General features: G+C 68.9%; 12 protein-coding genes. 7 read left to right on the forward strand and 5 right to left on the reverse strand.

Features of this window, described 5'->3' with window-relative positions; translation table 11 throughout:
* Nucleotides 1-41: 41 nt before the first annotated feature.
* Nucleotides 42-662, reverse strand: a complete 621-nt coding sequence (gene hpt, locus QOZ99_RS11195) for a hypoxanthine phosphoribosyltransferase (protein WP_306890043.1) — start codon at nt 660-662, stop codon at nt 42-44.
* 240 nt (nt 663-902) lie between these two features.
* Between hpt and ftsE the strand changes: the two genes are divergently transcribed.
* The 4 genes from ftsE to QOZ99_RS11215 all read left to right on the forward strand — a co-directional run bounded on the left by ftsE (nt 903) and on the right by QOZ99_RS11215 (nt 3,724).
* Nucleotides 903-1,562 (forward strand): cell division ATP-binding protein FtsE, encoded by a 660-nt coding sequence (ftsE, locus tag QOZ99_RS11200; RefSeq protein WP_183189050.1) that lies wholly within the window; start codon nt 903-905, stop codon nt 1,560-1,562.
* Nucleotides 1,555-2,535, forward strand: a complete 981-nt coding sequence (locus QOZ99_RS11205; protein ID WP_306890044.1) for a cell division protein FtsX — start codon at nt 1,555-1,557, stop codon at nt 2,533-2,535. Before ftsE ends, QOZ99_RS11205 begins: the two co-directional genes overlap by 8 nt.
* Nucleotides 2,536-2,620: 85 nt before the next feature.
* Complete coding sequence (locus QOZ99_RS11210; RefSeq protein ID WP_306890045.1) at nt 2,621-3,229, forward strand: YdcF family protein; 609 nt, start codon at nt 2,621-2,623, stop codon at nt 3,227-3,229.
* A gap of 168 nt (nt 3,230-3,397) precedes the next feature.
* The gene (locus QOZ99_RS11215) at nt 3,398-3,724 is read left to right on the forward strand and encodes a hypothetical protein (protein WP_306890046.1); all 327 of its coding nucleotides are present in this window, start codon (nt 3,398-3,400) and stop codon (nt 3,722-3,724) included.
* Nucleotides 3,725-3,808: 84 nt separating this feature from the next.
* Here the strand turns inward: QOZ99_RS11215 and QOZ99_RS11220 are convergent, their stop codons facing one another.
* Nucleotides 3,809-4,348, reverse strand: a complete 540-nt coding sequence (locus QOZ99_RS11220; RefSeq protein WP_306890047.1) for a gamma-glutamylcyclotransferase — start codon at nt 4,346-4,348, stop codon at nt 3,809-3,811.
* 260 nt (nt 4,349-4,608) lie between these two features.
* On the opposite strand from QOZ99_RS11220, the gene QOZ99_RS11225 reads away from it, so the two are divergent.
* Complete coding sequence (locus tag QOZ99_RS11225; protein ID WP_306890048.1) at nt 4,609-5,682, forward strand: DUF2125 domain-containing protein; 1,074 nt, start codon at nt 4,609-4,611, stop codon at nt 5,680-5,682.
* Between the two features lie 48 nt (nt 5,683-5,730).
* Here the strand turns inward: QOZ99_RS11225 and edd are convergent, their stop codons facing one another.
* The 3 genes from edd to zwf all read right to left on the reverse strand — a co-directional run bounded on the left by edd (nt 5,731) and on the right by zwf (nt 10,189).
* The gene (gene edd / locus QOZ99_RS11230; RefSeq protein WP_306890049.1) at nt 5,731-7,569 is read right to left on the reverse strand and encodes a phosphogluconate dehydratase; all 1,839 of its coding nucleotides are present in this window, start codon (nt 7,567-7,569) and stop codon (nt 5,731-5,733) included.
* Nucleotides 7,570-7,659: 90 nt separating this feature from the next.
* Complete coding sequence (pgl, locus tag QOZ99_RS11235) at nt 7,660-8,355, reverse strand: 6-phosphogluconolactonase (RefSeq protein WP_306890050.1); 696 nt, start codon at nt 8,353-8,355, stop codon at nt 7,660-7,662.
* Between the two features lie 358 nt (nt 8,356-8,713).
* Nucleotides 8,714-10,189: a glucose-6-phosphate dehydrogenase gene (zwf, locus tag QOZ99_RS11240; RefSeq protein WP_306890051.1), complete on the reverse strand. Its 1,476-nt coding sequence runs from the start codon at nt 10,187-10,189 to the stop codon at nt 8,714-8,716.
* A gap of 723 nt (nt 10,190-10,912) precedes the next feature.
* On the opposite strand from zwf, the gene QOZ99_RS11245 reads away from it, so the two are divergent.
* Together QOZ99_RS11245 and QOZ99_RS11250 are read left to right on the forward strand one after the other, a co-directional pair.
* Nucleotides 10,913-11,923 (forward strand): Bug family tripartite tricarboxylate transporter substrate binding protein, encoded by a 1,011-nt coding sequence (locus QOZ99_RS11245; RefSeq protein WP_306890052.1) that lies wholly within the window; start codon nt 10,913-10,915, stop codon nt 11,921-11,923.
* Between the two features lie 207 nt (nt 11,924-12,130).
* Entirely contained in the window at nt 12,131-12,631 is a 501-nt protein-coding gene (locus QOZ99_RS11250) for a tripartite tricarboxylate transporter TctB family protein (protein ID WP_306890053.1), read from the forward strand.
* Nucleotides 12,632-12,678 lie beyond the last annotated feature (47 nt).

Here is a 12,678-nt window from a genome sequence, read left to right on the forward strand (position 1 = left end):
GGCGACGTGCCGTCCCCGCCGGGGCGTCGGCCGCGTGCCTCTCAGCCGTCCAGGTCGGGGATGTAGCCGATGAAGGGCAACTGCCGGTAGGCATGCGACACGTCCATGCCGTAGCCCACCACGAAATAATCCGGGCACTTGAAGCCGACGAAGTCGGCGTCGATCTGCACCGCGCGCTTGTGCGGCTTTTCCAGCAGCACGCAGACCATGACGCGCCGCGCGCCGCGCGCCGCCAGCAGGTCCTTCGCGAAGGCGAGGGTGCGGCCGGATTCGAGAATATCGTCGACCAGCAGCACATCGCGCCCGCGCACGTCGGAATCGATGTCGCGCAGCACCGCGACCTGGCCGGAGGACACCCGCGCATCGCGATAGCTGGACAGGGTGATGAACTCCACCTCCGGCGCCAGCCCGGCCACGTGCATGGCGCGGATGAGATCGGCGGCGAACACGAAGCTGCCCTTCAGCACGGCGATGACGACGAGCTTGGAGGGTTTGGCGGCGACGATCTGCTCGACCAGTTCGCGGTTGCGCGCGGCGATGGTGTCGGCGTCGAAGAGCACCTCGACATGGGGCGCGACATAGCTGTCCACGGTGTCGGCGGCGCCCGGCGCCGTCTCCTGCGGCGCGGCGGGCGCGCGGTCCTGTTCGCTCGGCTTGGTCATCCCTGTCCTCTTCTGTGGGCCCGCGTCCCCCCGGGCGTCCTCGGGTCACATTTGGCGGCGCAGGATGAACGCGCAATGCCCGCGCGTCCAGCGGCCCGCGCCGATAGGCGGCCCTGCGGCTGTTGACGCCGCGACGGGGGCACGGGTGTCGTCCTGCCGGCCGCGCGCGGCGTGTGCTAGGAAGATGCCCGACGAGAATCATTCGCCGGACGGGGGCCCGGCAGCCGAGGGAAGACCAGATTGGTTCGCTTCGAGAATGTCGGGCTGCGCTACGGCATGGGGCCGGAAGTGCTGCGGGATGTCACCTTCGGTATCCCGCCGCACTCCTTCCAGTTCCTCACCGGCCCTTCCGGCGCGGGAAAGACCACGCTGCTGCGCCTGCTGTTCCTGTCGCTGCGCCCCACGCGCGGGCTGATCAACATTTTCGGCCGCGATGCCGCCAAACTCGGGACCGATGAGACGGCGGCGCTGCGCCAGCGCATCGGCATCGTGTTCCAGGACTTCCGCTTGCTCGACCACCTGACCACCTACGAGAACGTCGCGCTGCCCTTGCGGGTGCAGGAGCGCGAGGAGGCGAGCTACCGCGCCGAGGTGCAGGAACTGCTGCACTGGGTGGGCCTCGGCGAGCGCATGCACGTGCTGCCCCCCGTGCTCTCGGGCGGCGAGAAGCAGCGCACCGCCATCGCGCGCGCGCTCATCTCGCGCCCGGAGATCCTGCTGGCGGACGAGCCGACCGGCAATGTGGATCCCGGCCTTGCGCGCCGGCTGATGCGGCTGTTCCTCGAATTGCACAAGACCGGCACCTCCGTGCTCATCGCCACGCATGATATCGGGCTGATGGACCAGTTCGACGCCCGCCGTCTCGTGCTCAACCAGGGGCGGCTGACCGTTTATGACTGAAGAGCCCAGCAAGGCGCGCCGCGGGTTCGCCGGCCTGTTCATTCGCTCGCGCGGCGAGGCGCATGCCACCGAGGCGCATGTCGGCGGCACCCGTTCCATCGTGCCGAGCGCGACGGTGACCGGCAGCGCGCTCATCGCCGTGGTCGCCATCATGACCTTCCTGGCTGGCATCACCATTGGCAGCGTCGCGGCGGTGCGCTCCATGGCGGCGGACTGGAGCTCCGATATCGCCCGCGAGACCACCATCCAGATCAAGCCGGGCGACGGGCTCGACATGCCGGCGGCGCTGGCGCAGGCGGTAGAGGTGGCGCGGGCCACGAGCGGCGTCGCCAGCGCCCGCGCGCTCGACGAGAAGGAGACGGCGGCGCTGCTGGAGCCGTGGCTGGGCTCCAGCCTCGACATCGCCAACCTGCCGGTGCCGCGGCTTGTGGTGATCCGCCTCGCGCCGGGCGCGGGCGCCGACACGCTGGCGGCGCTGCGCACCTCGCTGGCGGCGCAGGTGCCCTCCGCCAGCCTCGACGACCACCGGCGATGGTCCGAGCGCCTCGCCGCCACCGCGCGCACCGTGGTGGCGATCGGCCTTGCCGTGCTCGCGCTGGTGGGCGCGGCAACCGTGCTCTCGGTGGTGTTCGCCACGCGCGCGGCGGTCGATGCGGCGCGGTCCATCGTCGAGGTGCTGCATTTCGTCGGCGCGCGGGACGGCTTCATCGCCGCCGAGTTCCAGCGCCATTTCCTCAATGTCGGGCTGGTCGGCGGGCTGATCGGCGGCGGGTCGGCCATGGCGCTGTTCTTCATCGGCAGCACCCTGCCGGGCTGGCTGGGGATCGGCGGGTCGAGCGATACGCTGATCGGCGCCGTCTCGCTGGATGCGCGCGGCTATGGCGGCATTGTCGGGATTTCGGTGCTGGTCGCGCTGGTGACGGCCATCACGTCGCGGACGACGGTCTATCGCACCCTGCGCGGCATAAGCTAGACTCGCGCCCGTGTCGGACCAGCCCTCGCCAGAACCCGTCCCCCCGCCACGGCGGCGAAGCCGGGCGGCTTTCATCGCCTGCGCGGTGGGGGCCGTCGTCGCGGCGCTGCTCGTGGCGCTGCTGGCCGGCTTCGGCGTGTTCGTCGCCGCGCTGCCGCGCGAATCGGGCCCGCTGCCGCCCCCGGCCGACGGCATCGTCGTGCTGACCGGCGGGGCCGACCGCATCACCGATGCGACCATCCTGCTCACCGAGCAGCGCAGCCGGCGCCTGCTGATCACCGGCGTGCATCGCGACACGACGCTGGCCGAAATCAGCCGCACCGTGCCGGCGACCGAGACGGCGCTCAGCTGCTGCACGGAGCTCGGGCGCTTCGCGCTCAACACGCGCGGCAATGCCATCGAGGCGGCGGTGTGGGCGCGCGCCAACGGCTTCCATTCGCTCATCGTGGTGACGTCGGCCTGGCACATGCCGCGCGCGCTCGTCGAGCTGCGCCGTGCCATGCCGGAGATCGCGCTGGTGCCTTACCCCGTCATCGCCCGCAGCCAGCGCGCGCCGAGCTGGCAGAGCCGGCTCGCCACCGGGCGGCTGCTCTTCGCCGAATACGTCAAGTTCCTCGCCGCCTATGTCGGCATCGGCCCCTGGCCCGCGCTGGCCTCCGAGACCGAGATCTTGCGCAGGTCGGGCGCGTCCTGACCGCTGAAGCGTCTCGAATGGGCAAGCGCCCGTTCTCCCGCTTGTGGCGGGAACCTCGGGGCGCCTGCGTGCATTTGTCTGAAGCGCGTTCATCTCTCCGAAAGGCTGTCGCGCTTTGGTGCTCTCGGAGCTATTGACGCGGCTCGCGGATGTTCTAGATTTGTTCTCATGATGACACGCGATCTTGTGCCCAGTGATTCGCTGACCGATGAAGGGCCTCTCAGCGCGGCTGATTCGCCGCTGGCGCGGCGCTTCCGCCTCTGGCGCGGGCCGGATGGGCGCCGGCAGGTGTTTTCGGTCTATGCCGCCGAGGACGCGCCGGATTATCCGGATGCCGTGGCGATCGCCGTGCGCCATGTCGGCGGACGCCGCGTGCCGCTCTGGACCGGCCCGGCCGGCATCAAGGCGCGGGTGGCGGCACGGGCGGTGGGCGCGCAGGAGATTCACCTGCGCATCCTTCCCGAGGCGGTGAGCGGCCCGCTCGCGCCCTTGTGATCAGCGGAAGCCTTTGCGTCAGCGGAAGCCTTTGCGAGCGACGTGGTGCCCGTTCGCGTTGGGAAGGCGCGCAGGCGCCGGGTTTCACAGTCGCTCCATCAGCCAGCGCATGTCGGCGTCGCGAATGCCGAGCTCGTCGAGATGGCGCAGCGTGGCGGCGACATAATCGCCATTCGGCCCGCCCACGCCATGCCCCTGCCGGATGAGGTGCAGGCGCTCCTCCCGGGTGAGCGCACCGGCATATTGGGCGTGGCCGCGATCCACCAGATAGACCACGGCGGGCACCACGCGGGCGCTGCCGTCCTTCAGCCAGACCCGTCGCACCGCCTCGCGATAGACCGTCGTCACCTGTTCGCGCGCGCGCAGATAGGCCAGCGTCGCCGCGGCGCGGGCGGGCGCCACGCGGAAGGCGAGGCCGACGCAGGCCCCGCCCTGGTCGAGGCCCAGCACCAGCCCCGGCTTTTCCGGCGTGCCGCGCCAGTGGATCGAGGTCACGCATAGCGAGCGATGCGCGCCGATCAGCTTGCCCGCCGCCTTCTCCTCATAGTCGAAGCCGGGATTCCACATCAGCGAGCCGTAGCCGAAAATCCACAGGTCGTTCGGGGCGGCGGGATCGGCGGTCATCTGGGGGGCAGCGCTCGCGGGTGAGTGGGAGGTGGAGATGGGGAGACGCAGGGAGAAAGCCGTCGCCCGCGGCGACACTATGGCGTAAGAGGGCTCAAGACGAGAGAAGCACGCGAGGCGGCGTCTTGCCGCGCGGTGTCTTGCGAGAGGTGTCTTGCGAGAGGCGGCGTGCGAGCGTCGCCCGGGGTGCGCTGTCCCGCCATACGCGCGCCGCACCGGCATCGGAGCCTCGCCATCCCTGAATCCCAAGGAGTTCGCGCATGAGCCCGCCCGCCGCGCCGACCGAGCCGCCGCCGCTTTCCCCCGCTGCCGGGGAGCCGCGCCGCGCCCGCCGCTGGCTGATCGCGCTGCCCGTGGGGCTGATCATTCTGGCGGCGCTCGGCTGGACCGGCGCTTGGTTCTATGCCGCCAGCCGCGCCACCGGCGAGATCGACGCCTGGATGGCGCAGGAGGCCAGCAAGGGCCGCACCTGGAGCTGCACCGACCGCCAGTTCGGCGGCTTTCCCTTCCGCTTCGAGCTGATCTGCACGGCGCCGACCGTCACCTTCGCCGGCGAGGGCGTCGGCAAATGGGAGGCGAGCGCCACGCGCGCCCACGCGGTCGCGCAGGTGTGGAATCCCGGGCACATCATCGCCGAGTTCGAGGCCCCCGGCCGGCTCTCCGATATCGGCACGGGGCAGGACCTTACCGCCAGCTGGTCGCTCCTGCAGGTGAGCGCGGTGGGCATGCGGGCGCGGGCGGAACGGATGTCGCTGTCGGCCAATGACTACGTGCTCTCCGCCGGCGGCACCAGCCTGTTCGCCGCCAGACATGCCGAGCTGCACGTGCGCCATACGCCGGATGCCGATGCCGGCTCGCTCGACATCGCCGCCGGGGTGAAGGGGGCGAGCGGGGCGACATCGGGCGCAGGCGCCCCGCTGCTCGACGGCGATATCGAGGCGACGGTGACGCAGGTGCCCGAATTCCGCGCCATGCCGCCGGCCGAGCGGCTCCGGCAGTGGCAGGCGGCGGGCGGGCGGGTGAACCTCTTGGAGGCGCGCGTCAGCACCGGCGGCGGCGCCCTCGCCGCGACCGGGCAGATCGGCCTCGATGCGCTGAACCGGCCGGATGGCAAGATCGACCTGCAGCTCGCCAATGCGCCGGCGCTGATGAACGCGCTGGCGGCCAACGGGCTGTTGCCGGGCTTCGTCGCCAGCCTCGCCCCCGTCATCATGGCGGTCGGCATGCCGGGCACGCTCGATGGCGCGCCCGCCGCCAGCTTCCCCTTCGTGTTCCGCAATGGCCGCGTGGCGCTCGGCATGCTGCCGCTCGGCAAGGTCGGCCCGCTCTACTGAGAGAGCCGCCGTCCACCGGGGCGGCGGCTCATTCGCATGCCGATGCCGTCAGACCGCGAAGATGGTCGCTCCGGTGTCGGCGGTGCCGACCGCCGCGCGGAACGCGGCGAACAACTCGCGCCCGACCCCCACATGCGACGGCGCGAGATTGGCCGGCGCCGGCGCGCGCTCGGCCCACACTTCCGCTTCCACCAGCACGGTGAGCGTGCCGGCCACCGCGTCGACCCGCACCAGATCGCCGTCGCGCACCAGCGCGATCGCCCCGCCATCGGCGGCTTCCGGCGTTACATGGATGGCGGCGGGCACCTTGCCCGAGGCGCCCGAGAGCCGGCCGTCGGTGACGAGCGCGACCTTGGCGCCGCGATCCTGCAGCACGCCGAGCGGCGGCATCAGCTTGTGCAGTTCCGGCATGCCATTGGCCTTCGGCCCCTGATAACGCACCACGGCGACGAAATCGCCGGTGAGCTTGCCGGCCTTGAAGGCGGCCTGCAGTTCCTCCTGGCTGTGGAACACCCGGGCCGGCGCCTCGATGACATGGCGTTCCGGCGCGATGGCGGAGGTCTTGATCACCGCCTTGCCGAGATCGCCCGAGAGCAGCCGGAGCCCGCCGGTCGCCTGGAACGGCGCCCTGGCGCCGCGCAGCACCGCCTCGTCGCCGCTCTCCGGCGTGCCGTCGCGCCAGTCCAGCGCGCCATCCTCGCGCAGCACGGGCTCCTGCACATAGGCGTCGAGCCCGCCGCCCCACACGGTTTCGACATCGGCATGCAGCAGGCCGTCACTGAGGAGCTCGCGGATGACGAAGGCCATGCCGCCGGCGGCGTGGAAGTGGTTCACATCGGCCTTGCCGTTGGGATAGACGCGGCAGAGCAGGGGGGTGACGTCGGCAAGGTCCGAGAAATCGTCCCAGGTCAGCTTGATGCCGGCCGCCGCCGCCATGGCGACGACATGCATCGTGTGGTTGGTCGAGCCGCCCGTGGCGTGCAGGCCGACCACGCCATTGACGAAGACCCGCTCGTCCAGCATGCGCCCGACCGGACGATAGTCATTGCCCAGCGCGGTGATCGCCATGGCGCGCTCGGCCGCCACGGTGGTGAGCGCGTCGCGCAGCGGCGTGTTGGGGTTGACGAAGGAGGCGCCGGGCAGATGCAGGCCCATGATCTCCATCATCATCTGGTTGGTGTTGGCGGTGCCGTAGAAGGTGCAGGTGCCCGGCCCGTGATAGGACTGGCTTTCGGCTTCCAGCAGCGCGTCGCGGCCTATCTTTCCTTCGGCGAAGAGCTGGCGGATCTTCGCCTTCTCGTCATTGGGCAGGCCGGAGGTCATCGGCCCGGCCGGCACGAACACCGCCGGCAAATGGCCGAAGGACAGCGCGCCGATGACGAGACCGGGCACAATCTTGTCGCAGATGCCCAGAAAGACGGCAGCGTCGAAGGTCTGGTGCGAGAGCGACACGGCGGTGGAAAGCGCGATGACGTCGCGCGAGAACAGCGAGAGTTCCATGCCGGCCTCGCCCTGGGTGATGCCGTCGCACATGGCCGGCACGCCGCCCGCCACCTGCGCCACGCCGCCCGCCCGGCGCGCCGCCGCGCGGATCATCTCGGGGTAGGTCTCGTAAGGCTGGTGGGCGGACAGCATGTCGTTATAGGCGGTCACGATGGCGAGGTTGACCCCCGTGCCCTCGCGCAGCATCTCCTTGTCCGAGGGGCCGCAGGCGGCGAAGCCGTGCGCCTGGTTGGCGCAGCCGAGCTTGGCGCGGCTGGGGCCACGCTCGGCGGCAAGGGCGATCCGCTCCAGATAGCGCGCGCGTGTGTCGTAGGAGCGCCGGACGATGCGGTCGGTGACTTCACTGACGCGGGCGTTCACGCGGGACGAAAGGGCGTCGGCCATGCGGCTCTCCTCAGAAAAGGCGGCGACCGGCCCCGGTTGGCCGGTCGTGGGGAAGCGGCGCCCCGGCGGCGCCGCCGTCGCAGCTGGGCCTTACGGGCACCAGTAGATGGCGAGCGGGCGCGCGGCCCGCAGCACGGCACGGATCGGCATGTCGGCGGCAGGGCCTTCGCCCAACGCCTTTTCCAGCACGGGGCGCTTGGCCGCGCCTTCGATATGGAGCGCTAGCGCATCGGCGCCCAGCAGCACCGGCAGGGTGAGGGTGATGCGCGGCTCGCCGGCATCGGGCGCGTGCATCGGCAGCAGGCCGAGCGCGCCGTCCGGGTCCAGCGCTTCCGCGAGATGGTCGCCGCCGGGGAAGAAGGAGGCGGTATGGCCGTCATCGCCCATGCCGAGCACGGCCGCCGCGAGCGGCCAGGCGAGATCCTCCAGCGCCTCGTTCACCGCGAACAGCCCCGCCTCCGGCGTGGCGGCGTCATTGGCCAGCGGCACGAACCGCGCCGCCGCCGCCTTGCCCTTCAGGAGATGCTGGCGCACGAGCCGGGCGTTGGAACGCTCCGAGGTTTCGCGCACCCAGCGCTCGTCGACCAGGGTGATGCCGACCTTCTCCCAGGGCAGGTCGCGGGTGGAGAGTTCCTCGAAGAAGCGCGTGGGCGTGCGTCCGCCCGACACGGCAAGGCTCGCCAGCCCGTCGCGCGCGATCCGCGCCTGGAGCGCGTCGGCGACGAATTCCGCCAGCGCATGGGCGAGCGCAGCGCTATCGGGCAGTTCGTGCAGCGTGTGGCTCACGGTTCTCTCCAAACCTCGGCGCGCCGGCAGGGCGCCGTTCCGGAATTTTCGGGCGCCTGCCGCGCCCTCGCCTTGTATGTCCGCTCCCCATCGGGGAGAGGTGGCCCGCGAAGCGGGTCGGTGAGGGGCCACTCCATTGCGGAGCCGTGGCCCCCCCTCGCTCTAACCCTCTCCCCCACGGGAGGGAGAGGGAGTATCTCCCGCCGACGCCAAGGCACACCATCAAGCACAACTGCGCCATGCTGAAGGCCGGCCACAGGCGCCTTTGCGCGCCGTCTTCCAGCGATAGGCGCCGGTCAGGCGCCGTCTTCCAGCGATAGGCGCCGATCAGGCGCCGTCTTCCAGCCACAGGCGCCGGTCAGGCGCCGTCTTCCAGCCACGTGCGGCCGTCGCGCTCGATGAGAGCGATGGAGGCGGAAGGGCCCCATGTGCCGGCCGTGTAGGGGCGTGGGGCCTCCTTGGCGTTGCGCCAGGCCTGGAGGATCGGATCGACCCATGTCCACGCCGCCTCCACCTCGTCGCGACGCATGAACAGGGTCTGGTTGCCGCGCACCACGTCGAGGATCAGGCGCTCATAGGCATCGGGATTGCGCACCTTGAACGCCTTGGCGAAGCTCATGTCGAGCGGCACATGGGTGAGGCGGATGCCGCCCGGGCCCGGATCCTTGATCATCAGCCACAGCTTGACGCCCTCGTCGGGCTGCAGGCGGATGACCAGCCGATTGGCCTCAAGCGGGCCGACCGCCTCGCCAAACACCGAGTGCGGCACCGGGCGGAAAGCCACCACGATCTCCGAGACGCGCGAGGCGAGGCGCTTGCCGGTGCGCAGGTAGAACGGCACGCCGGCCCAGCGCCAGTTCTCAACCTCCGCCTTGACCGCGACGAAGGTCTCGGTCTGGCTACGAGAGGAGCCGAGTTCCTCGAGATAGCCGGGCACCGCGCCGCCCGCCGAGGCGCCGGCGCGATACTGGCCGCGCACCGTGACGGACGCCATGTTGTGCTCGTCGATGGGCTTGAGCGCGCGCAGCACCTTCAGCTTCTCGTCGCGCACGGCGTCGGCGTCGAGCGAGTGGGGCGGCTCCATGGCGACCAGACACAGGAGCTGGAGCATGTGGTTCTGCACCATGTCGCGCAGGGCGCCGGCGGTGTCGTAATAGCCGGCACGCTCCTCGACCCCCAGCGCTTCGGCGACGGTGATCTGCACATGGTCGATATGGCCGTTGTTCCACAGCGGCTCGAACAGCGCATTGGCGAAGCGCAGCGCCATCAGGTTCTGCACCGTCTCCTTACCGAGATAGTGGTCGATGCGGTACACGCGCTCTTCGGGGAAGATGCGCCCCACCTGCTCGTTCAGCGCCACGGCCGAGGCGAGGTCCTTGCCGATCGGCTTCTCGATGACCACCCGGCCCTTCTCGGCGAGGCCGTGTTTGCCGAGCTTCTCGCAGATCGGGCCGAACAGGGCGGGCGCGGTGGCGAGATAATAGACCGGGATCATGTCGCCCTGCGCGGCGACCAGGCTCGCCAGATCCGACCAGCCGGGCTCGGCGTCGGCATCGGCCGCGACATAGAACAGGCGGGCGAGGAACTTCTCCACCGGCGAGCCGTCGAGCTGGCCGGAGGGGATGTGATCGACCAGCGCCTGATGGGCGAAGGCGCGGAACTCCTCATGGCTGAGGGCGCGGCGCGATACGCCGATAATGACCGCATTGTCGGGAATCTGCCCGTCGAGATCGCGATGGAACAGGGCGGGGATCAGCTTGCGCCGGGACAGGTCGCCCGTGGCGCCGAACACCGTCAGCACGAAGGGCGCGACCGGAATCAAGCGACTGGTCATGAAAGACGTCTCCTCATGTCGCCATGGCGCGGGAACAAGCAGTCACGACGAAGCCGGGCCCGGCCATGCCGCCCGTTTCGTCGCCGGCCCGCCTCCGGCTGCGCATACCTAGCAAAAACGATTCCGCAGTGCGACGCCTTACCGAGACGGGCGCACAGTCTGCCCCTCGGCTGCGGCGGATCGGTGACACGATCCGCGGGTCCGAGCGTGCTGCAGTGCCGCAATATGGCGACAAAGTGGCGGATGGGGTGGCGAAAATCGGGCGGCAGCCGGCACGGTCAACTATTGGTCGCCGGAGAGGCAAGGAGATGAGGACCTGTCAGGCACGGCCGCATCTCTGCGTCATCCGTGTACCGGCGTCCGTTCGCGTCGCTTGTTCGTTGGATAAAAAGCGTTATCTGGCAATGGCTTAATTAATAAGGTATGTATTCACACATTATGAATTATTACGTATACCAAAGATGGAATACCAGATTCATTATTATTGGGATACGTAATACAAACTGTCATTGCACTGCACAATTCGACTTTAGAATTAATGCTTGGCTTCGGCGAAGTCTTGGTACAACTTATTCCACAGAGTAACCGGCAGAGAGACGAAGAAAAACTCGCCGGCTATCGCGGCTTCGCCCGGCCCGGGAGGCGGGAGACGAAGCCCAATCAGAAGAGCCGACCGAAAAAAGATCGGCAGTTCGCCAGAACCCTTTGGGAAGGAAACGCCAAATGAAACATTTCCACGCGCTTGGCCTCGGTGCCGTTGCGGCGCTCGGTATGACCGCCTTGTCGATGCTGCCGGCATCGGCGGCCTGGGAGCCGACCAAGCCGGTCGAGTTCATCGTGCCGGCGGGCACGGGCGGCGGCGCCGACCAGATGGCCCGCACGCTTCAGGGCATCATCGCCAAGCACAGCCTGATGTCGACGCAGCTCGTCGTCATCAACAAGTCCGGTGGTGCCGGCGGCGAAGGCTTCCTGGATGTGAAGAACGCCAAGGGCAACCCGCACAAGATCGTCATCACCCTGTCCAACCTGTTCACCACCCCGCTCGCGACCGGCATTCCCTTCAACTGGAAGGACATGACCCCGGTCGCCATGCTGGCGCTGGACGAGTTCGTGCTGTGGGTGAACGCGTCCGAGCCCTACAAGACCGCGGGTGACTATGTCGCCGCGATCAAGGCTGCGCCGGACGGCACCTTCAAGATGGGCGGCACCGGCTCCAAGTCGGAAGATCAGATCATCACCGTCGCCTTCGAGAAGGCCGTCGGCAAGAAGATGACCTACATCCCCTACAAGGGCGGCGGCGAAGTGGCCGTGCAACTGGTCGGCGGTCACATCAACTCGTCGGTCAACAACCCGATCGAGGCCGTCTCCCAGTGGCGCGGCGACAAGGTCCGTCCGCTCTGCGTGTTCGACTCCAAGACCCTTCCCTATACGGACAAGATCCTCGGCGACCTCTCCTGGTCCTCGGTTCCCACCTGCGTTTCCTCGGGTGTGGACGTCGAATATCTGATGCTGCGCGGTATCTTCATGCCGCCGGGCGTGACCGACGAGCAGGTCGCCTATTTCGTCGAGCTGTTCAAGAAGGTCCGCGAGACCCCGGAATGGAAGCAGCTCATGAAGGATGGCGCGTTCAACCAGACCTTCATGGCTGGTGCCGAGTTCAAGACCTGGCTTGAGGCCGCCGAGGCGACCCACAAGGGCCTGATGCAGGAAGCCGGCTTCATCGCCGGCAACTGACGGGACGGCCGCGGTCGACAAGCAGACCGTTCGCGTCCCGCATCGTGACGACCTTCGCCGCGGCTGGCTTCAGCCCCGCCGCGGCGAAGGCGCACGGCGCCTGACGCAGCTTCTGAAGCGCCAAACCTTGAAAATGCGTCGATCCACGGCTGACGGGGGAGATCCCCGCCGGACGGCCGACGCGTGAAAAAGTTCCGGAGTGAAACAATGCAACAAGCACCCCACGGCGCGGGATCGGGGCCGACCCAGCGCAATGCCGAGATCGGTGTCGCCGTTCTGACGCTGCTCTTCGGCCTGATCGTCATCTATGGCAGCACTCTGGTCGGCATCGGCTGGGGGTCGGACGGGCCGCAGGCGGGCTTCTTCCCGTTCTATGTCGGCCTGATCATCTGCGGCTGCAGCATCATCAACCTCTTGCACGGACTGCGCGAGAACCCCACGGAACTGTTCAGCGAGTGGAGCCAGCTCGGCCAGGTTCTCCGGGTTCTCATCCCGACCGCAATCTATGTCGCGCTGGTGCCGTTCCTCGGCATCTACGTGCCGTCGGTGATTCTGATCTCGGTGTTCATGAAGTGGCTCGGCAAATACGGCACGCCGCTCACCCTGGCGGTGGCCTTGGGCGTTCCGGCCTTCTTCTACATCACGCTGGAGCGCTGGTTCCTCATCCCCTTGCCGAAGGGGCCTCTCGAGGCGTGGCTCGGACTCTGACCAGACAATGAGGAAAAGGGGCCGGCTGACGCCGCCCAAGGGGAAGC

The organism is Ancylobacter amanitiformis, assembly GCF_030814815.1.
In the GTDB taxonomy this organism is placed as follows: domain Bacteria; phylum Pseudomonadota; class Alphaproteobacteria; order Rhizobiales; family Xanthobacteraceae; genus Ancylobacter; species Ancylobacter amanitiformis.